The sequence below is a fragment of the Thiomicrorhabdus hydrogeniphila genome (assembly GCF_054656895.1).
On the sequence record NZ_BAAHXL010000002.1, the window covers coordinates 81486 to 97848 of the forward strand.

At 37.0% G+C, this 16363-nt stretch carries 27 protein-coding genes; 19 read left to right on the top strand and 8 right to left on the bottom strand.

All coding sequences use genetic code 11. The features are described from left to right. Positions 1-5 precede the first annotated feature (5 nt). From ACYQ0E_RS13675 to ACYQ0E_RS13760, 18 genes are all read left to right on the top strand, one after another. The gene (locus tag ACYQ0E_RS13675) at positions 6-374 is read left to right on the top strand and encodes a hypothetical protein (protein ID WP_460188823.1); all 369 of its coding nucleotides are present in this window, start codon (positions 6-8) and stop codon (positions 372-374) included. Between the two features lie 12 nt (positions 375-386). After that, on the top strand, positions 387-821 hold the full coding sequence (locus tag ACYQ0E_RS13680) for a hypothetical protein (RefSeq protein ID WP_460188824.1): 435 nt from the start codon (positions 387-389) through the stop codon (positions 819-821). An 80-nt stretch (positions 822-901) separates the two neighbouring features. Further along, the gene (locus ACYQ0E_RS13685) at positions 902-1072 is read left to right on the top strand and encodes a hypothetical protein (protein ID WP_460188825.1); all 171 of its coding nucleotides are present in this window, start codon (positions 902-904) and stop codon (positions 1070-1072) included. A gap of 248 nt (positions 1073-1320) precedes the next feature. Continuing rightward, positions 1321-1689, top strand: coding sequence for a hypothetical protein (locus ACYQ0E_RS13690; RefSeq protein ID WP_460188826.1), 369 nt, complete (start codon positions 1321-1323; stop codon positions 1687-1689). Positions 1690-1766: 77 nt separating this feature from the next. Further along, entirely contained in the window at positions 1767-1997 is a 231-nt protein-coding gene (locus ACYQ0E_RS13695) for a hypothetical protein (protein WP_460188827.1), read from the top strand. 58 nt (positions 1998-2055) lie between these two features. Further along, entirely contained in the window at positions 2056-2220 is a 165-nt protein-coding gene (locus ACYQ0E_RS13700) for a hypothetical protein (protein ID WP_460188828.1), read from the top strand. 97 nt (positions 2221-2317) lie between these two features. Next, positions 2318-2656 (top strand): hypothetical protein, encoded by a 339-nt coding sequence (locus ACYQ0E_RS13705; protein ID WP_460188829.1) that lies wholly within the window; start codon positions 2318-2320, stop codon positions 2654-2656. A 9-nt stretch (positions 2657-2665) separates the two neighbouring features. Further along, positions 2666-3079 (top strand): hypothetical protein, encoded by a 414-nt coding sequence (locus ACYQ0E_RS13710; RefSeq protein WP_460188830.1) that lies wholly within the window; start codon positions 2666-2668, stop codon positions 3077-3079. Positions 3080-3089: 10 nt separating this feature from the next. After that, complete coding sequence (locus tag ACYQ0E_RS13715) at positions 3090-3509, top strand: hypothetical protein (protein ID WP_460188831.1); 420 nt, start codon at positions 3090-3092, stop codon at positions 3507-3509. Positions 3510-3871: 362 nt separating this feature from the next. Next, positions 3872-4174 carry a hypothetical protein gene (locus tag ACYQ0E_RS13720; RefSeq protein ID WP_460188832.1) on the top strand — a complete coding sequence of 101 codons (303 nt, stop codon included), beginning with the start codon at positions 3872-3874 and terminating at the stop codon, positions 4172-4174. Between the two features lie 243 nt (positions 4175-4417). Then, entirely contained in the window at positions 4418-4624 is a 207-nt protein-coding gene (locus tag ACYQ0E_RS13725) for a hypothetical protein (protein ID WP_460188833.1), read from the top strand. A gap of 185 nt (positions 4625-4809) precedes the next feature. Further along, a complete protein-coding gene (locus tag ACYQ0E_RS13730) occupies positions 4810-5049 on the top strand; it encodes a hypothetical protein (protein WP_460188834.1) in 240 nt (79 codons plus the stop codon). Beyond that, positions 5046-5354, top strand: a complete 309-nt coding sequence (locus ACYQ0E_RS13735) for a hypothetical protein (RefSeq protein WP_460188835.1) — start codon at positions 5046-5048, stop codon at positions 5352-5354. The genes ACYQ0E_RS13730 and ACYQ0E_RS13735 overlap by 4 nt, the downstream gene beginning before the upstream one ends. Before the next feature lie 168 nt (positions 5355-5522). Continuing rightward, positions 5523-6245: a hypothetical protein gene (locus tag ACYQ0E_RS13740; RefSeq protein ID WP_460188836.1), complete on the top strand. Its 723-nt coding sequence runs from the start codon at positions 5523-5525 to the stop codon at positions 6243-6245. A gap of 12 nt (positions 6246-6257) precedes the next feature. Beyond that, complete coding sequence (locus ACYQ0E_RS13745; RefSeq protein WP_460188837.1) at positions 6258-6548, top strand: hypothetical protein; 291 nt, start codon at positions 6258-6260, stop codon at positions 6546-6548. Positions 6549-6566: 18 nt separating this feature from the next. After that, on the top strand, positions 6567-6740 hold the full coding sequence (locus tag ACYQ0E_RS13750) for a hypothetical protein (protein WP_460188838.1): 174 nt from the start codon (positions 6567-6569) through the stop codon (positions 6738-6740). Between the two features lie 7 nt (positions 6741-6747). Beyond that, a complete protein-coding gene (locus ACYQ0E_RS13755) occupies positions 6748-7011 on the top strand; it encodes a hypothetical protein (protein ID WP_460188839.1) in 264 nt (87 codons plus the stop codon). Between the two features lie 340 nt (positions 7012-7351). Further along, positions 7352-8194 (top strand): CsgG/HfaB family protein, encoded by an 843-nt coding sequence (locus tag ACYQ0E_RS13760; RefSeq protein WP_460188840.1) that lies wholly within the window; start codon positions 7352-7354, stop codon positions 8192-8194. A 93-nt stretch (positions 8195-8287) separates the two neighbouring features. Here the strand turns inward: ACYQ0E_RS13760 and ACYQ0E_RS13765 are convergent, their stop codons facing one another. The 6 genes from ACYQ0E_RS13765 to ACYQ0E_RS13790 are packed head-to-tail and all read right to left on the bottom strand — an operon-like array spanning position 8288 to position 11202. Continuing rightward, positions 8288-9283: a tyrosine-type recombinase/integrase gene (locus ACYQ0E_RS13765; RefSeq protein WP_460188841.1), complete on the bottom strand. Its 996-nt coding sequence runs from the start codon at positions 9281-9283 to the stop codon at positions 8288-8290. Positions 9284-9301: 18 nt separating this feature from the next. Beyond that, positions 9302-9478 (bottom strand): hypothetical protein, encoded by a 177-nt coding sequence (locus ACYQ0E_RS13770; protein WP_460188842.1) that lies wholly within the window; start codon positions 9476-9478, stop codon positions 9302-9304. Further along, a complete protein-coding gene (locus ACYQ0E_RS13775) occupies positions 9471-9680 on the bottom strand; it encodes a hypothetical protein (RefSeq protein WP_460188843.1) in 210 nt (69 codons plus the stop codon). Before ACYQ0E_RS13775 ends, ACYQ0E_RS13770 begins: the two co-directional genes overlap by 8 nt. A 46-nt stretch (positions 9681-9726) precedes the next feature. Beyond that, the gene (locus ACYQ0E_RS13780) at positions 9727-10038 is read right to left on the bottom strand and encodes a hypothetical protein (RefSeq protein WP_460188844.1); all 312 of its coding nucleotides are present in this window, start codon (positions 10036-10038) and stop codon (positions 9727-9729) included. Positions 10039-10091: 53 nt separating this feature from the next. Then, on the bottom strand, positions 10092-10568 hold the full coding sequence (locus ACYQ0E_RS13785; protein ID WP_460188845.1) for a hypothetical protein: 477 nt from the start codon (positions 10566-10568) through the stop codon (positions 10092-10094). Further along, the gene (locus tag ACYQ0E_RS13790) at positions 10561-11202 is read right to left on the bottom strand and encodes a P-loop NTPase family protein (protein ID WP_460188846.1); all 642 of its coding nucleotides are present in this window, start codon (positions 11200-11202) and stop codon (positions 10561-10563) included. The genes ACYQ0E_RS13785 and ACYQ0E_RS13790 overlap by 8 nt, the downstream gene beginning before the upstream one ends. A gap of 562 nt (positions 11203-11764) precedes the next feature. On the opposite strand from ACYQ0E_RS13790, the gene ACYQ0E_RS13795 reads away from it, so the two are divergent. Further along, on the top strand, positions 11765-12199 hold the full coding sequence (locus tag ACYQ0E_RS13795; RefSeq protein ID WP_460188847.1) for a hypothetical protein: 435 nt from the start codon (positions 11765-11767) through the stop codon (positions 12197-12199). A gap of 117 nt (positions 12200-12316) precedes the next feature. Here the strand turns inward: ACYQ0E_RS13795 and ACYQ0E_RS13800 are convergent, their stop codons facing one another. Together ACYQ0E_RS13800 and ACYQ0E_RS13805 are read right to left on the bottom strand one after the other, a co-directional pair. Beyond that, on the bottom strand, positions 12317-15763 hold the full coding sequence (locus tag ACYQ0E_RS13800) for a conjugal transfer protein TraG N-terminal domain-containing protein (protein ID WP_460188848.1): 3447 nt from the start codon (positions 15761-15763) through the stop codon (positions 12317-12319). Next, positions 15764-16363: hypothetical protein (locus tag ACYQ0E_RS13805; RefSeq protein WP_460188849.1), on the bottom strand; the 600-nt coding region annotated here is incomplete at its 5' end.

A 16363-nucleotide genomic window follows, 5' to 3' on the forward strand; every position in this document is an offset into this window, starting at 1 on the left:
TTAAAATGGCTACTGTTTTTACACATGAACTGGCAGCGTGGATTTCTCCTGAAGAATCAACATCGGTATCTTTTATCGGTGTTTCTGACCAAGGCAGAAATATTACGATTGCTAATAGAAAAGGTGACAAAGCTTATGTTTACAAAGTGGGTAGTGCTGAGTGCATTACCCCCGTTGCTTTTTCAGACTTACTAAAAAGCTCTCTCGGTACGAAATGGGGGGAAATTAAAAGTAAGTGTGAATTACTAGCAAAAATAGAGGCTTTTGAATCTTATAAAATAGACGCAAAAAAATGGTACACAAAATCAGAAGCTAAACCTAATAATTCTGTTAAAGAAGAATGGGTAATTAGTGGTGCTTTGTTTGCCTTTTAAGGAGCGTTTATTATGAGAAACTTAAAAATGATGGATGGCGTAAGCCTTCCTGAAGCTGGTTTAAATTTTATCGGTCTAGCTTATGATCCTAATTGGATGCCAGCTTTTTTGGTGTTTGAGCCGAATCATAAAGTTTTTAAAACTGATGAAAAGGGCGTTGGGTTTATTCTTGATGTTCGAGGTATTATCAGCAATATGTGGTTTACAGGTCTTTTGACTTGCGACCCTAAAGAAGTTGTCGAGAAGGTGCTAAAGGTTTGTTCTGCTTGTTATGAGGACAATAAAAACCGAATAGATACACTTGACGATTTAGAACATTATAGTATTGCCATTGAAGTCGAGCATTTTCGCACGACAGATAATAACAATACTGAGGGTAAATACATTATGTATTTTCCTCAATACAAGCCAGACATTACCTACGATGTAGGTTTGTTTGCCTTTTAATACAATTAACTCTTTGGGGGTACATCTTTTGCCCTCAAGGGGCGTGGTGTATCTCCTCTAAAATCAATTAGGGAATTACCATGAAAAATTTAAACTTCAACGTAAAAGTTAGTTATTTCGTAAAAGGGCAGCTTGAAACTAAAGAAAAAAGAGTCAGCACAACTCATGTCGGTTTGGCATGGCGTGTAGGCTTATCTTTAGTACCAATACTGTCTGCAAATCAGGTTCAAATTAAAGTTGACCCGATTTAGTAGTAACTATCCCAATCAAGCAAGGTCGCAACAGCGGCCTTGACTCCCAACCCTATCAAGCTCAAAACCCTGTGTGCTTTTTCTAAAGAGCATAGAGGCTTTTGTGCCTATCTCTTGGCCTTATTAAGAGAAAACCTTCCTTACTGCTAGGAATCTTTCAAAAAGACGCTCAGAGGACGCTCTGTGTGGTTTTAATTTATCAACTAACTTTGGGATAGCCGTATCTCATCAACTCTTAGGAGAAAACCATGTCAATTTCACTAGAAAAAATGATTAACGCTGAGAAACTTTTATTAGATGTTCAAGGCGAAGAACCAATTATTCAATGCGATTTCGATTGCATAGATGAAGAAGTACAAGAATCGGAAGATACGCTCTCTTATGAAGAGGAATATTTAAAGTGTTTTCATTCTCACTGTGACTATGCGGCTGAATTTTTAAACGCACCTGAAGCTATGGCTTTAAAGGATGAATATACATCTGTATGGGGATTAGAAGAACCTTGGAGGGAACTTGCTAAAATCTATGCGATATATGGCTATCCAGCCTATGCTTCAGATACCTGTTTAGAGGTTTACAAGCCTGGTTCTCATTTCAATGAGGATTATGCAGCATGATCCGAAATACTCAATATAAAAGACCCCAACCAATCATTATTGATTTGGACGGGGAACAGGGAAATGTTTTTTGGCTAATGTCTTTAGTTAAGAGATTTTCTGTTCAATACGGTTTAAAGGATGTGACAAAAGAAATGATGTCACACGACTATGAACACGCAATTCTTGCTTTTGAAGCGGAGTTGGGTGATTACGTCATTCTTGAAACTAAAAATCAAACCTTGCTTGCTGACCTTATGGAACGTAAGCGTTTTTTAGAACAGCCTGTGAAGGAAACTTCATCAAGCAGTCTTATTTATAATTTTTAACTAACGGGTCAACTCTTCTTTTGGGAAGTGTTTGTACTCACATAACGAGGTATTAACCATGTACAACTTACTTATAGCACTTACACAAACTACTTTGATGGCCGTAGATGCGGCACTTCCTGAAAATAAAACAAATCAAGAAGTAGCACCTTCTGCTTACGAACAATCAGCAACCGAAGAACAGCTTCAAAAAGAAGCCGATTTTTGGTCTGATTACGAATAACAATTAACTAAAACAACTAACTACCCAACGGGAATCTAATTAAACTCCCTGCGGGGGGTTATTGGGTTCTCACTAAGAATATTTCTGGAGAACTATTATGAAAACTACAACAATTTTAAATGCTGAGAAATTAGTAACTATCAACCCTTACAAAGCTGAAGACGAAGCTAAACAGGCTCTTTTGAATTCTTACAAAGATATTCAAGCCTTAACAGATAAATTTGAAAGCTTACCTAAAGATGTGAAAGTGTTTTTAGAAGAGGTGTTTAAAACCGCAACTCATGAACGTCAAGTTGTGACGGCTGTGGATGCTGAATTTGAAGGTAAAACAGTAGAGGTTGTGTCACCTAAAGGTGGTATGTACCTATCTACTGGTTACTCTAAAATCGCAGATTATGCGGTTGAAGAATTTAACGCTCGATTGACAGTGCATTAGGAGGTAGATATGAACAATTTTATATTTACCGACTCTGCTGAACAATCAATCATGATGGTTGATTATGAAAATAATTGCCATGATGACCTTATTCGTAGAAGTCTTTCTATTCTTAGAAAGATGGAAGCGATTGAGGCTGTTCAATCAGTTGTTCCAAGTGACTATTTTATAACTGATTTTAGTCTAGGAATGGCCTTTGGTCATAACGGTATTATTCTCGCTGAGAATGGTTCGATAAGAATCGTTTTAAGAGAGATTAATGATACCCGCATGGCTTTAGGGGTTGTTATTCCATCTCATTTAAAAGTTTCTAATAGCTTAGAAAATGATTTGAATAATCTCTTTAGTGTAATTTTAAACGAAATCACTAAAAGTGGTTTTACTGTGACTCATGGTACTTCTGAAAGTTTAAAAACAGCTTAAAGGAGTCGCTATGATTAAGTTCAATAAGGTACAACTTCTTCCGAAGGAAGATAGTGGCATTCATAATCTCTTAATAAGAGTGCATGGCTCCCACATTAACTCTACTTTCAAAAGAAGAGAGCCTGTCGTTATCGTCAACCCTGAGAACAATGCCAAGTGCATTCGTTATGTCATGGGTGCTGGTTCAATGGCAGGTATAACAAAATCGACTTTAGCAGTTGATTATGACGCTCTTGACACATTAGGTTTTAAGATGAGAAAGGAACAAGAATGCTTACTTATAGTTCGCAAACCTAAACCTTTTGAAGTTTATAGCTTCCTAATGCGTCATCCTGATTTATCTGTTCAATTATCTATTAAGCTTGGTGTCTTAGGCTCTTTGCTTGGTTTGCTTAGTGCGGTACAGATGGTTGTTTCTGTGTTTTCGTGAGAAAGACAGTAAAGAGCAAAATTGATTTTTTAACCCTAGAGGGGATGTATGTTCGCCCTTTTAGGGTGACTGCATCCTCTCCAATTGTGGAGATATACCGATGCTTTCAAAGAATCGAAAAATAATTTCAGCAGAAGAGTACATCATTTTTTTGCAAGAAAAAAAGGTAATGAAAAGGATCACGACATCAAGCTTGGTTAAAACCCTGTTTAATGACGGTTCCTACATTGCCAATATTGAAGGACGTAGTTTTATCTACTGTCCTTAACAGAACGTTACCTTACGGGGGATTTCATTGCTCCCGTAAGGGGTCATTGTTTTCTCCCTAATAGGTTAGAAATAATTTAAAGGAGAAAATGCCTATGGAAAAAATGATTTTTATTTGGCTGGCTTCAATTCCGTTATGGATGGTGTTGCTTGCTAGTTCGGTTTTAATTAAAAAGATATTAGTTCTTTTTTTAACCTTCTGGAGAAAGAAATCCAGTCAGGTTAAGCGAAAACTCTATTACGACACAGGACTGGTTTTTACTGGCTCTGGTGGTGTTGGGGCTATTTTAGGGATTACGGAAAAGACTGAAGGAATGGAGTTACAATTCCGCTTAGTGGCGGCTGCAACTTTTATTCTACTTGGTGTTATACTAATCTTATTAAATATGGAAGACTAATCTGGAGAGATACTATGCTTCTAAAATTTGGAATCTTTATGGGAATCGTGCTTGTAATAGCTGCCGTGCTAATCTACGGTTCAATACAAAATAACAAGCGAATCAAAGAAGATAAGAAAATGGCCAAAGCCTTTTCTTAATAACCAATAACTAATCCATGACAACTTCGGTTGTTGTGGTTACTCCAAGTGTACTGCTTTAGTGCATTTGGTCTAGCCACAATAATCATTCAAGGAGAATGTCATGGAAAACAGAATACAATCAACTCAAGCTTTATCAGTAACCAGTATTGGAAGTTTTACGGTTATGGATGTAAATAAAGTAACAGACCTCGCACCTAATTGGTTTAAAGAGGGCGTTATAGACGGTATCCGAAAAGGTCAATCTGAAGATGAAGCGATAAAAAGAATGCAATCTACTCCTTTCTTTCAAAAAGAATGGGTTGCTTAAAGAAAGCCCTTAGTTGGGCTTTTTTTATGTCTTAATTAAATTTTATTTACTTGGAATTGTTTTATAAATCTATAAAAACTAATGTAAATCTAGTCGTCTTAGTGTTGAAAATTTTGAAATAATTAAAATATTGTTGTTTTACAACATCAAGATTAACCTTCTCATTAATTTAATAAGGATTTACAATGTTTTTAAAATACATGATGACACAGTGGAAAAAAGGCAAGGTACGTGTTGGCCTTGGTATTAATAAAGATGGTACGAGCCGTGTTAGTCTATTACCAAAAGGTTTTTTTGCTAAAGTTATATCAAAGCTATTAAGCAATAAAGAAAAGCTTATTATCGGTGTAAACGCACAAAGAAAGGCAAGAAATTTTGTACGAAACAATGAAAATGTTTCAAGTAATCAAGGAGAGCTAGTTTGATTGATACCGCAGAAAAATTATATAGTAAAGTTGTTGAAGCAACGACTGTCTTTCAAAAACTCAACAGAAATTCAGTTGTTAGTTCGGGGGCATTTTCTGATAAACCAAATATATTTGTGATTGACTGTTCTTTATCTGGAAAAAGAATTGTTGCGATTTTTGATGATGCAAACAGCACGAAAATAGTAATTGGATTGGGTGACAGAGGTTCGGATTCCGCTGATATTATTGGTGAATACAAGCCAGATGAGTTTTCATCATCTCACATCTTAAACATTATGGAAGATAACCTTCAAAAAGAATGATGATTGGATTCCGTTTCATTTAAGCATAAGCCCTTGTACGGGCTTTTTTTTATACTCAATTATTGACTAATAGCTTAAACAATATATAATTCAATCCGTAATAACTTAAATAAACGAGGGTATTTGAGCTGTTTTTAGGCAGTCAAAAACTCTAAACAGGAGAAAAACATGAATTTAACAACCTTGTCTGAAAAACTTTCCAAAAAAGAAGGGGTGGTTTATTGGCGTTCAAGTAAAGAAAAGAGCGGAACCATTAATGTGAAGTTACCGTTCGAGTCAGATGATGTGGATATAATTTCTGAGCTAGTAGCCATTAATTACTTATTAACTGAGAAATGTGTGTTTGGCCATAATTTACTGGTCGGAACGGGCATTACTTTAGATGTATCAAAAGGAGCTATTAAGAAAATAGTTCTTGGTAAGAGTTCAAAAACCAACATCATGAAGTTCTCTTCATTTATTCCTTTCCTGCTGCAAGGAATTACCATCAAAACCCATAAAAAGTATAGAAAACTAGAGGTTTGTGACAGTGATGAATTTGAGACAATTAATGCAGATATTGAGAAATACACTAACACCAGGCTTTTAATTGACGCTCCTGCAATCGGAAAGGTAGCAATAACAAATCATTCTGTTGAGCGTTACTTAGAGCGTTTAAAAGAAGAGTCGGGTGAGGTTAAAACGCCTTTAAGGTCTTTGATTACACGATTAACGAATCCAGAGATTTGTCTTGTTAAATTACCTGAAGACGTTTTGAAACATAAGGCTAGAAAGTATGGTGAGGATGATAATTACAGTGTGTGGAAACACCCTTCATCAACGCTAAATTTTGGTCTTACTGAGAAAGACGGTGTGTATTCTCTTGTTACTGTTTTTATTAAGAATCAATAAGGATCAGAATCAATGAGTGCCAAGATAGAGAAATTAACAGCAGAAGAACAGAAGTTACAAGAGCATCTAAAAAAGGTGAAGGCTCAAATAAAGAAAGAGCGAGATGCGGAAAATAAAAAGAAAGCTGAAGAACGTAATAAGTGGCTTCTTATTCTGGCAAGTGGCATTGTTAAAAAAGTTAAAGCGAACCCCGTTTTAGCTGGCTCGATTACAGATATTGCTCAAGAAGCATTAAGCGAAAGTGATTATAAAAAAGTCTATGAAGGTCTTAAGTCTGAAGGCCTGGTATCAGATAATATTTAAACATTTAGGGTGCTTTATATGAATCATAGTTATGTAGCAATATCTTTTAGGTCGCTTCCAAAAGAAATTCGAGAAGCTATTGAAGAGACTATGGAATTAACAAAGTTTCAAGAGTTAATCAGAAGACCACGTTACGGGCTTGGTGTTAGAAAGGCGGCCAATCATTTTTATACAAAAATGAATAATGTTTAGGTCTTTTATGTTTAATATTTTAAATTACAACAAAAGACAAAAGATTAGCAGTATTGAAGAGCTGAAATCAGTCTTAACAAGCGATTATCAAAACAGCCATGTTGGGATAGTGTTTACTCTGCCAAGTGGTGTTAAGCAAATAAAGTATGTGTCTGTAAGCAAGAAAGGCTTTATTAGCCAGACATACAATGAAATTGAACCGTTTGATTTTTCTGTTTTAGAGAAAGCTGTTAATCAAGAGAAAGAGTGTTTACCAGGCCTGGTAAATTAGATATAATTAATACGCACTTAGAAAGCCCTTACGCAAGAGATAAGGGATAGCCCTGGTAGTAAGCAGTGTTAGCTTTCATTATCTATCTACGGGGTGAAATTGGACAGTGACGTATGGTTAACGGATAAGGTTGAGGTCTTAACACTCATACAGCCTTAAATACACTACTAAACCGCAATACTTTCGGGTACTGCGGTTTTTTTATTGCTTAAAATCTATAAAAAACGTAGATTAATTATAGTTTTCTTACCCCTAATTAATGGAAGAATATGACCTAACTTTGTGGTAAATAGACTTATTTATCGGTTAAGCAATTTTATTCATGAATTAGGAGTGCCTTATGCAATCACTAAAAAGAAAGTTGATAGCGACTGCTGTTATTACTGGAACCGTCTTATCTACAGGCTGTGTTTCTACTGGAACCAAAACATCTACTCAAGCAGAGAGTACAGGGGTTGAATCTGCTGCGTTTACAGATAAGTCTGGCAATGAGTTTAAGACGGTTACAAGCTATTCTTGTGCGGCTCCAGTAGCAAAAATATCAATCTCTCCATTGAAGTGCCAAACTGAACAATGTCAGGTGCAGAATGGCGGTAACGGTAATATGGCCGCATTAATTAGCATGGCTCGTCAACAGCAAGGTGTTAAAGACCTTTCCAATCTTGATGAAGCAATGACAACTATGATGACTTCAGCTTTAAGTTCTTCAGGGTGCTTTGAGGTATTAGATCGTCAAGCGTTAGCAGAAATGAAGCGTGAAATGGCCTTTGCAGGTAAAGAGTTTAAAGTAGATGCTGCTGATTACTTGGTTACAGGTTCGTTAACCACTCTTGATTATAAAAAAACTAAGTCGGTAGTAGGCGGTGGGTTTATTCCGCTTGCGGGAATGTTTAGTAATACAACTACAACAGCCAATATCGGAATGGATTTGCGTTTAATGAATGTAAACACTTCTCGAATCGAATATACAAAAACTTATAAATCTAATGCTTCTAACGATAATTATAGTTTTGGTGCTATTGGTGTAGCTGGTGGTGTAGCTGGTGGAGGCATGTCATTCGGTGGTGATTTAGAGCTTGAACGCTCTGTTCGTAAAGTTATTAACCAAGGCGTTGCTGATTTGATTAAATCGGCTGCCAAAGGCAAGTATGTAGTGAAAACGGAAAAGGTGGCTCTTAAATAAATACCTTTCCTTTTTATAGGTATTAATATCAACGGGCATAACGCCCGTTTTTTATGTCTGAAGATTACCTATTTGATTTAATTATGACTGTTTTTAAAACCCCGTCTTCTGTACCGCAGATTTTTGTTTCTCTTCTCCACGCATATCGTATTTTTGAGTCGTGTTAATGCTTGAATGGCCAAGAATATCACGAACGGTTATCAAGTCTTCACCAATATCCAAAAGTGTCGTAGCAAGCGTCCTACGGAGGTCGTGAGGTGAAAATTTATCCAGGCCTAGTTCAGTTTGTTTCTTTTTAAGAATGTAGTAAACAGCCTGACTTGTAAGACAGTTTGGCAGCACATTATCATTTTCTATCCTGGTAAGAGGAACAAGCCCACCTGATTTTCTAATTCTTACAAACATAGCTCCGTCTTCTGTACCACGAAACTCATTGATCCACAGCTCCAAGTTTTTTTTTGCATTCTCGGTAAGAAAAGCTTCACGCTCTTTATCACCTTTACCGATAATGGTGATACATCCTTTTGTACGGTTGTAGTGCTTATACTCAATGTTGGCCAGCTCGTTTCTACGCAAACCACAACCAAAGAGAAGGGCAATCATGGCTTTATCTCGAATTCCTCTTGGAGTGTTCATTACGCATGAATCAAGTAGTCGATACGCTTCTTCTTTAGAAAGACTTCGACCTTTAGAGACCCTACTTCCTTTGGGGCGTTTTACTCTGCGGATACGTTCTAGCTGTGCGGCATCAATAAGCTTTAATTCAAACGCTTCAGTCATAACACCACGTATGGCGGCCATGTACGTTTTGATTGTTTCTGGAGCGTAATCACGGCTCTTCATTTTGTTGATAATAGCCTGGAACTCAAAGCGGTCTATATTTTCCCAAAGGAATGAAAAAATATTAACTTTAGCATCTTCCTCCAGGCCTGATACCAATCTAACAACTTGGGAAAGGTTGCTCGTCATAGTGGCTCTACTAAGGTCTGATGGCAATGAAAATAGATAAAGAGCAACAGGATTGCTCCTGGCTCTTGATTTTTCAAGTACCTGAAGTTCATTTCTCGTTGCTTCTATTAATTGACCCATGTGAATTGACCTTGTGTTTTATCGGTATTTTTCTTTAAATAAACGACTAAAAGCATGATAATCTCGTAAATTACCCTCTGTTAAAGATTCAGCTAAATCTATGTAGTGTTGAGTCTTGCCAACTTTTAAAGCTGATACTCTACTGAATCTTCTGTAAAGGCCAAAACGCCCTTTTTTACCAGTTCTATTAATCATTCTTAAGATTAATCCATTCATTCTTAAATGAGCGTAAAGCTTCTTCTCGTTTTTCAAGGTCACGATAGTGGTTAATATCTTTATAGTTTGCGTTAGCAATTACGAGACGAGTTTGATTATTGATTTTTTCATCAAGTTCTTTTTCTACAATATCGAAAATCTCGTTAAATAATTCTTTTCTGATTTGGACTTTATCGCTCATGTTGAGTTCTCTCTTTTATTGTTATAAAAAAATCGGGTTTGGTTATTTATTTGGCTTTTGGTCGGCCTACCTGGACACGCTCGATATTCTCCGTAATATCAAGCAACACTTCCATTTCGATATGCGTCATATTCATGATTGCGTGTAACCCGACTCGAACCACTTCAGATTTATTGATACGGACACCTTTTTTTAGAAAGATATCCATAATCTCGTTGATTAGCTGATGGTCTTTCTCTGGAAAAGAGAAGGTGTCTTTAATTGTTTTTGTTTTGCTACCAGGCCTGGTGATAGGGCGTTTAATCTCAATACCCTTTGCCTTGCTCTGAAATGATGAAATATTCCCGTCTTTGCTCATAATTGTTCACTTTGCTTTATTTTTAGAGGTTATGCGTTGGTAAAACTCTTCTTCTATTTTTTTACTGGAGCTAGCTTTTCCAGCCTCGGTATTAACTTTTTGAGGTAATACTGCCTGTACATTTCATAGTAATCACGGTCAACACTATCACTATCATTTTCAGCATCTTCTATCCACTCTAAAAACATCCTAAGCTGTCTATTTAAGCTAATGAGAGCTTTTTTTCTTGCTTTTAAGAATGTCGTTTGTAATATTCTATCTATTGTTTCGGTCTCAAGGATAAAGTCGATTTTTTCAATATCAGAATGGTCTTTGATATTTCTAAAATACAAAGTTCCTTTTCTCTTCATGTAAAATTTGAACTTCTTAATTTCAATGACTGTTCTTGCAATTTTTTCTGCATCGTTTTCGATAACGTCCACAAATACTTGATAAAAAATCTTCTTTTTTAACGCTTCAAGAGTAATATTCTTATCTTTAGATAGTTTAAACTCTTCTGTTTCAACCCCAAACTTTGAAATCTTATTCATAGCTCTTTACAAGTTCCATAATAGCTTCAATTTGCTGGTTTACTTCCTTATAGCTGTATCTCAATAGAGGGTTTGAATTCATCAGTTCTTTTAGGCTTTTACGTTCTTTTTCAATTGTTTTAAACGCCTTAGTTGATTTAATTGGAAGCATTGGCAATTCATGAAATTCATCAGGAAGTTTTTCATTTAAAGAGTTGCGGATCACCATGTAATCATGTGACTGTTCCCAGCTATCAAAACTCTCGCCTTTTTGTTTTTCAAGAATATTCGCAACAAGAATAATATTTGTATTCATTGGTGCGATAGTCATTATGAAGTTTGCTGCCGAATGAATAGCTTTGCTGTCAATCGTAACGGGTACAAGGACAACATTGGACTGTTCTATTGCAGAAGCTACCGCTAACGACTTCTCATGTACGTCACCAGAAAGGTCAAATATAACGTCAATTTGCTCACTGGCGAAGTCGGGGAACTCTTCAAATGGAGAGGATGATAAAACTCGTTCATTCCCTAAAATCTTATCCAACTCATGAAACGTTTCATTGGTTCCATAACCAAAGTCTTTCCATTCTAAAGCTAGTGCCAGTGCTAGTGCGGTCTTACCAATGCCACCTTTACTACAAGAAACTGTCAATATCATATTTATTTCCTAATTAGCTTTACTATTTATAAATAATATACTAATACTTAATACAATACAAATAATTAAAAGAGTATTAACTATTAATACAGTATTAACTATTAATTTTTTAAAAAATGAAAAAAAACGGGTTTCATAGATAGGCCTAAAATCAATTATCTCGATAGTGCTAACCCATTTACTAAGGTTTGGTATAAAAAAGCTTTAAATCGCTTTGTATTGAGGATTTGTATAAAATAACCAGGCCTGGTCAATAAAAGTAAAAGAATATTAACGGTATTAACAATACAAATAGTTTGTACCTTAAATATGGCCACCCTCCCTTTAATAATTATTACTTTTTAAAAGATACATTTTAATAAGTAATATATTAGTATTGTATTATACGTACTTTTACGTATTGAAAGGCTTTTTAAAGATGTTTGTTAAACCGACTACTTTTTTACGTGTTCGCACTAAGAGGAACCATTTTATACCTCTCAAAAAGATATTTGACTAATATGGTAAATAGTATAAAATAGATAGTAAGAGATTAAAATTTATCGGAGTATTCGGTATGAAAAGTCAAAAAGAAATTGTTAATTCGGATTGGGAGGGTGGAAAACCTTTTCTTAGTAAAACAGAAAATGAAGAGGTTTCAATCGAGGCTGATTACTATAAAGGTCGTGAATACCTGTTTGATCCGAAAGCTCAAAAGCCTCAAAGCACTGGTTTTTTTGCCCGTAGAAAACGGTTTTTAACTATTTCAGGATTGTCGATATTTGTTCTATTATCACTCTTTTCAGATAATGGTGTCGGGGAGTCGATAGGTATTACTCTATTTTTGATGATGATTATTGTCGGTTTTGTGAAGTTTAATGAAATGTTAGATTCTGGCTCTGCTGATATAGTTAATCAGGACTCAATAACTGAAACTGATGATATTATGGGTCGTAACTTTTCTATAAATACGGCTGATAAACTTTTTACTGATGACCGTGATATGTTTTAGTTAACGATTCAAGGTTTATTCAGAAACCTTCTTTCTGGCAAGTTTATCCAATAAAAAGCCCCGTTGATTCGGGGCTTTGTTTTTTCCAAAAAAATCAATCACAAAACACAAATAGTCTTACTTTTTAATACCTGTTCTTGGGTTCAGGTTGGCCTGGTTAGAACCTTGATTACTTGGGTTCGGGTTGGCCTGGTTAGAACCTTGATTACTTGGGTTCAGGTTGGCCTGGTTAGAACCTTGATTACTTGGGTTCGGGTTGGCCTGGTTAGAACCTTGATTACTTGGGTTCGGGTTGGCCTGGTTAGAACCTTGATTACTTGGGTTCAGGTTGGCCTGGTTAGAACCTTGATTACTTGGGTTCGGGTTGGCCTGGTTAGAACCTTGATTACTTGGGTTCGGGTTGGCCTGGTTAGAACCTTGATTACTTGGGTTCGGGTTGGCCTGGTTAGAACCTTGATTACTTGGGTTCGGGTTGGCCTGGTTAGAACCTTGATTACTTGGGTTCAGGTTGGCCTGGTTAGAACCTTGACTCTGTTGGCCATTGTTAGGGATAGTTCCACTGTCTGTAGCATTTCTAGGTGTTCCTGGAATATAGGCCTTCGTTCCTGCAATCCCTGCTCCAGGTGAAACATGGTTCGGGTCTGCATCAGCTTTATCATCAATAGCTTCTATCTTGTTAATAATCTCATTACCAATCTTGCTGAATCCAGGCACCTTATTAGCCATGTTTTTAAGGTCATTACCACCTGCGAGTACAACATCGGCTGTTTCTGAATTTCTTGACTCAAGAACGCCTTTATCATTTAATCCAACGTTATCTAGGCTCTGAACTTGTTTGTTGCTGTTAAGCCCATCTCTATCACCCTTAATGGTGTCTTGAACCATAGTAGCTTCTGCATTGGTAGCATTAGTGTGGAATTCATGACTATCTTTAACCCATTGTTCTTCAGAGTTAAGCTGTGCAGTCGTATTATCCTTCTTATCTTTAACAGCCTCAATAAATTGGTCGGCATGAACCAATTCTTTGTTATCTTCTCTAGTCTGAAGAGTACCTTCAATATTAGCATCGTTCTGGTTAAGAACTTGTTGTTTGGCATTGTCTGGTAGTTTTTGTGCTTTACTTGCTGTAGGAGCTCCAAATTGAGAACTATAATGTTCTGCACGTTGATTAAACTCTGCCATATAAGCATCAGCAGCTTTAGAATCCCCCCTGTTCCTGGCTTCACTTGCCTGCCCCAGAAGTTGAGAACCTTCCCCTGTTGCAAAACGTTTCTGTTCTTCACTCATGCTGCTGAAAGGGGTTGCAGCACCCAACTGGATCATAGATTGATTTACTCTTTCTTCAGCATTATCAAGTTTTTCTTGATAGCCTTTAGCCTTCTCTAATTCAGCCTTTTCATCTCGCTTAAATTTCTCAGCACGTTCATTCCCTGCCTGGAGAGTTGTCTTCGCTTCTTTGTTTAAGCCTAACTTGTCCTGTATCTGTTCATTTTCCGATGTTTGTGACATGATTGTGGCAGCACCCGAAACATCATTTTTGTCAATGCCTTTTACAGCTTCAGCCGCTTCAGCAATTGCTTGAGAAGAAAACTTCTTCCCTGCACCCGCTTTAAATTCAGCTAAAGCACCAGCCTCTAATGATACACCTGCTTTGACCATTCCAGCCATGCTAGCCATTAATTCAGCACCTTGCCCTTGCCCTACTTTACCACTAGCTTCCAAACTTTTAGCTGTTTCATCCATCGTTTTAAAGGCCTGTTGGGTTCCGTTTGAATAAGTATTGCCAAACGCATTTCCCCATTCTTTTCCACCGCTAGCCGCACTAGAAAGCAAGCCAGCATTAGCGAAGGATGACCCTTGTTCAAAACTAGCCATAGCTGATGATTTTTGAGCGGCCTTAACAGAATTGTCTAGGCTTTGGCTGTAAGACTGCTTTTCAGCAACGGCCTGAGAGAAGTTATGGAAAGCACCCTTATTCTCCATTAATGAAGAATCGTGAGCGGTAACACCCTGGTCATTGGTTGTGTACTTATGACCACTACCATCAATACGTGTGGATGCACCATTATTCACCACTGGAGCTGTATCAAACTTGTTGGCATTGTGAGAGTTGGTTGCGGTATTATCCATTGAGGTGTTACCCATGTTGATATTACCCTGTGAAACCTCTCTTGATGAAGCTCCTGCATTTGTTTCTAGTGGGCGTAAAGCATTACTCGCAAAGCTTGTCATGGCCATTTCGCCACCTTTTGCAATAGCTAGGGCAATAATCGGTATGGCCATTGCCATCATTCCAGCAATATCAGATGACGCTAGTATTTGCTCCTTAATGACACCTGAACTCCAGGCACTCGTCTCCGCACCTGACGTAACACTGGCTATCATCTCCTTTGCATTATAGGAACTAATCATGTAATTCATGACAGCATACAGAGGTGCCCAAAGTTGTATCCATATAAAAGCAATAAAGTAAGATTTTAAAGCCATACCTGCTTTATCACCCGCTAAAATAATCATGATTACTACGATTGGGAAAACGGCATAAATAACAACTTCAATGACATTTCTAAGTTTAGGCATAGCACTTTGAGCGACTTGGTGTAATACGCCATAATTCATCTTGGCTCCAGTCTCAGACATGGCTACGGCAGTTGCAGTCGCTTCATCGGTTGAAGCATCAAAAAAAGTATTAGACATGATTTGTTGTTTAATAATGTCTGTTGCATTATCCGCAATATTCATATAATAAGTATATGAACCTGCTAAAGCTGATTTCAAACTTGCATTTGCAACGGCAGCAGATTCATCTGGATATAATTGTCCACCTAATCGAGAAATGACTTCATTTGATGCGTTATTTATTACTGCTGGTAGAACAGTGTTGTATGCGACATCACAAGCAACAGGACTTGGGGTTGGCGTACCATCATCATTGTATAATTGTACATACAGAGATGGGTTCACATTGGAAAGCTGTGACCACATATCTTTGCTTTGAAGTACGTCCGTAATTGATATATTTCCCGTATCAAACTCAGGGAATACACATTTATCAAAAAAGGCACTCATATTCATTCTAAAGGCGATATTTTCACTTCTAGCATTTTCAGCTTTTAGTAATAATTTTTCACCAAACAAAAGACCATTACCTGAGAATGCAATACCATCTAACGCATAGCTTGGAGTGATTACTTTCATGGCTGTTTCGTAACTTATTGTGAGCCAATCACCAATGCTAGAGCTTACGTGACCAAAAACAGCTAGAGACAAGGGTACGTTATGAACGGTAGTAGCGGCTGCTGTACCTGTTCTATCAACAATAGCAACATCAGCTTTCGGTACTAGCAAGATAAAATATAGAAATATAGCTGTTATAAACCATTTGAAGCCAGACAGAGCATCTTTAGCCCCCATCATGACTCCAATAGCAACGGCAATAAGGCCGAATAAAAATGCGGTTGAGATTAAGCTTGTGTAGTCGCTTGAGTTGGTGAGCATAGCTGCACCTTCCATGACACCACGTAACTCCTGAACATTCCAATAAGAGTATATTTCCCAAATCATTTAATTAGCCTGTTTATTTACGGATTTTAATATACCAGCCGTTTTTTCTTTAACTCTTGTAACCTCAAGAGCCAATTGTTGCTTGGCAGATAAGAAAGCGTTATAACGAATCATTTTTTCAGACATACTAGAGTTAACATCTGCATTTACACGAGTGATTTCATCTTCTAGTTGTTTAACGGCTGAGACAACACCTTCATTTTTAGCTTTTTTAGCCGATTGGAGAGCAACTCTGATACCCCTTAAGGTTCTTTGTAATAAAGCTTTTGTGTATGTAAGAGATATAACCTCTTCAGAGGTGTCAAGCGTACCTAAAATACCATTAGTACGGTATTCAGATTCCATCATTGTCCAAACAGGCAAGAAACTCATATTAACGACTTCATAATCATCCGTAGTGATATTGCCTGTACGATTCATTATTTTGTCTTGTGTGGTTTGCATTTTCGTGTGAATAATTTTCCGCAAAGAGCTAATATTCTTACTCGCACCAGTATTAGAGATAGTTTTACAATCTGTACCGCCACAAGTGTAAACAGGAATGTTAATGTTGCTAACAGCATCGGTTCCCATAAAACTATCTAATGGATCAAGCAATAA

What these genes read in the sequence shown, in the direction of transcription:
- ACYQ0E_RS13675 (WP_460188823.1), top strand. Translation starts at nt 6, where the DNA reads ATGGCTACTGTTTTTACACATGAACTGGCAGCGTGGATTTCTCCTGAA.
- ACYQ0E_RS13680 (WP_460188824.1), top strand. Translation starts at nt 387, where the DNA reads ATGAGAAACTTAAAAATGATGGATGGCGTAAGCCTTCCTGAAGCTGGT.
- ACYQ0E_RS13685 (WP_460188825.1), top strand. Translation starts at nt 902, where the DNA reads ATGAAAAATTTAAACTTCAACGTAAAAGTTAGTTATTTCGTAAAAGGG.
- ACYQ0E_RS13690 (WP_460188826.1), top strand. Translation starts at nt 1,321, where the DNA reads ATGTCAATTTCACTAGAAAAAATGATTAACGCTGAGAAACTTTTATTA.
- ACYQ0E_RS13695 (WP_460188827.1), top strand. Translation starts at nt 1,767, where the DNA reads ATGTCTTTAGTTAAGAGATTTTCTGTTCAATACGGTTTAAAGGATGTG.
- ACYQ0E_RS13700 (WP_460188828.1), top strand. Translation starts at nt 2,056, where the DNA reads ATGTACAACTTACTTATAGCACTTACACAAACTACTTTGATGGCCGTA.
- ACYQ0E_RS13705 (WP_460188829.1), top strand. Translation starts at nt 2,318, where the DNA reads ATGAAAACTACAACAATTTTAAATGCTGAGAAATTAGTAACTATCAAC.
- ACYQ0E_RS13710 (WP_460188830.1), top strand. Translation starts at nt 2,666, where the DNA reads ATGAACAATTTTATATTTACCGACTCTGCTGAACAATCAATCATGATG.
- ACYQ0E_RS13715 (WP_460188831.1), top strand. Translation starts at nt 3,090, where the DNA reads ATGATTAAGTTCAATAAGGTACAACTTCTTCCGAAGGAAGATAGTGGC.
- ACYQ0E_RS13720 (WP_460188832.1), top strand. Translation starts at nt 3,872, where the DNA reads ATGGAAAAAATGATTTTTATTTGGCTGGCTTCAATTCCGTTATGGATG.
- ACYQ0E_RS13725 (WP_460188833.1), top strand. Translation starts at nt 4,418, where the DNA reads ATGGAAAACAGAATACAATCAACTCAAGCTTTATCAGTAACCAGTATT.
- ACYQ0E_RS13730 (WP_460188834.1), top strand. Translation starts at nt 4,810, where the DNA reads ATGTTTTTAAAATACATGATGACACAGTGGAAAAAAGGCAAGGTACGT.
- ACYQ0E_RS13740 (WP_460188836.1), top strand. Translation starts at nt 5,523, where the DNA reads ATGAATTTAACAACCTTGTCTGAAAAACTTTCCAAAAAAGAAGGGGTG.
- ACYQ0E_RS13745 (WP_460188837.1), top strand. Translation starts at nt 6,258, where the DNA reads ATGAGTGCCAAGATAGAGAAATTAACAGCAGAAGAACAGAAGTTACAA.
- ACYQ0E_RS13750 (WP_460188838.1), top strand. Translation starts at nt 6,567, where the DNA reads ATGAATCATAGTTATGTAGCAATATCTTTTAGGTCGCTTCCAAAAGAA.
- ACYQ0E_RS13755 (WP_460188839.1), top strand. Translation starts at nt 6,748, where the DNA reads ATGTTTAATATTTTAAATTACAACAAAAGACAAAAGATTAGCAGTATT.
- ACYQ0E_RS13760 (WP_460188840.1), top strand. Translation starts at nt 7,352, where the DNA reads ATGCAATCACTAAAAAGAAAGTTGATAGCGACTGCTGTTATTACTGGA.
- ACYQ0E_RS13765 (WP_460188841.1), bottom strand. Translation starts at nt 9,283, where the DNA reads ATGGGTCAATTAATAGAAGCAACGAGAAATGAACTTCAGGTACTTGAA.
- ACYQ0E_RS13770 (WP_460188842.1), bottom strand. Translation starts at nt 9,478, where the DNA reads ATGATTAATAGAACTGGTAAAAAAGGGCGTTTTGGCCTTTACAGAAGA.
- ACYQ0E_RS13775 (WP_460188843.1), bottom strand. Translation starts at nt 9,680, where the DNA reads ATGAGCGATAAAGTCCAAATCAGAAAAGAATTATTTAACGAGATTTTC.
- ACYQ0E_RS13780 (WP_460188844.1), bottom strand. Translation starts at nt 10,038, where the DNA reads ATGAGCAAAGACGGGAATATTTCATCATTTCAGAGCAAGGCAAAGGGT.
- ACYQ0E_RS13785 (WP_460188845.1), bottom strand. Translation starts at nt 10,568, where the DNA reads ATGAATAAGATTTCAAAGTTTGGGGTTGAAACAGAAGAGTTTAAACTA.
- ACYQ0E_RS13795 (WP_460188847.1), top strand. Translation starts at nt 11,765, where the DNA reads ATGAAAAGTCAAAAAGAAATTGTTAATTCGGATTGGGAGGGTGGAAAA.
- ACYQ0E_RS13800 (WP_460188848.1), bottom strand. Translation starts at nt 15,763, where the DNA reads ATGATTTGGGAAATATACTCTTATTGGAATGTTCAGGAGTTACGTGGT.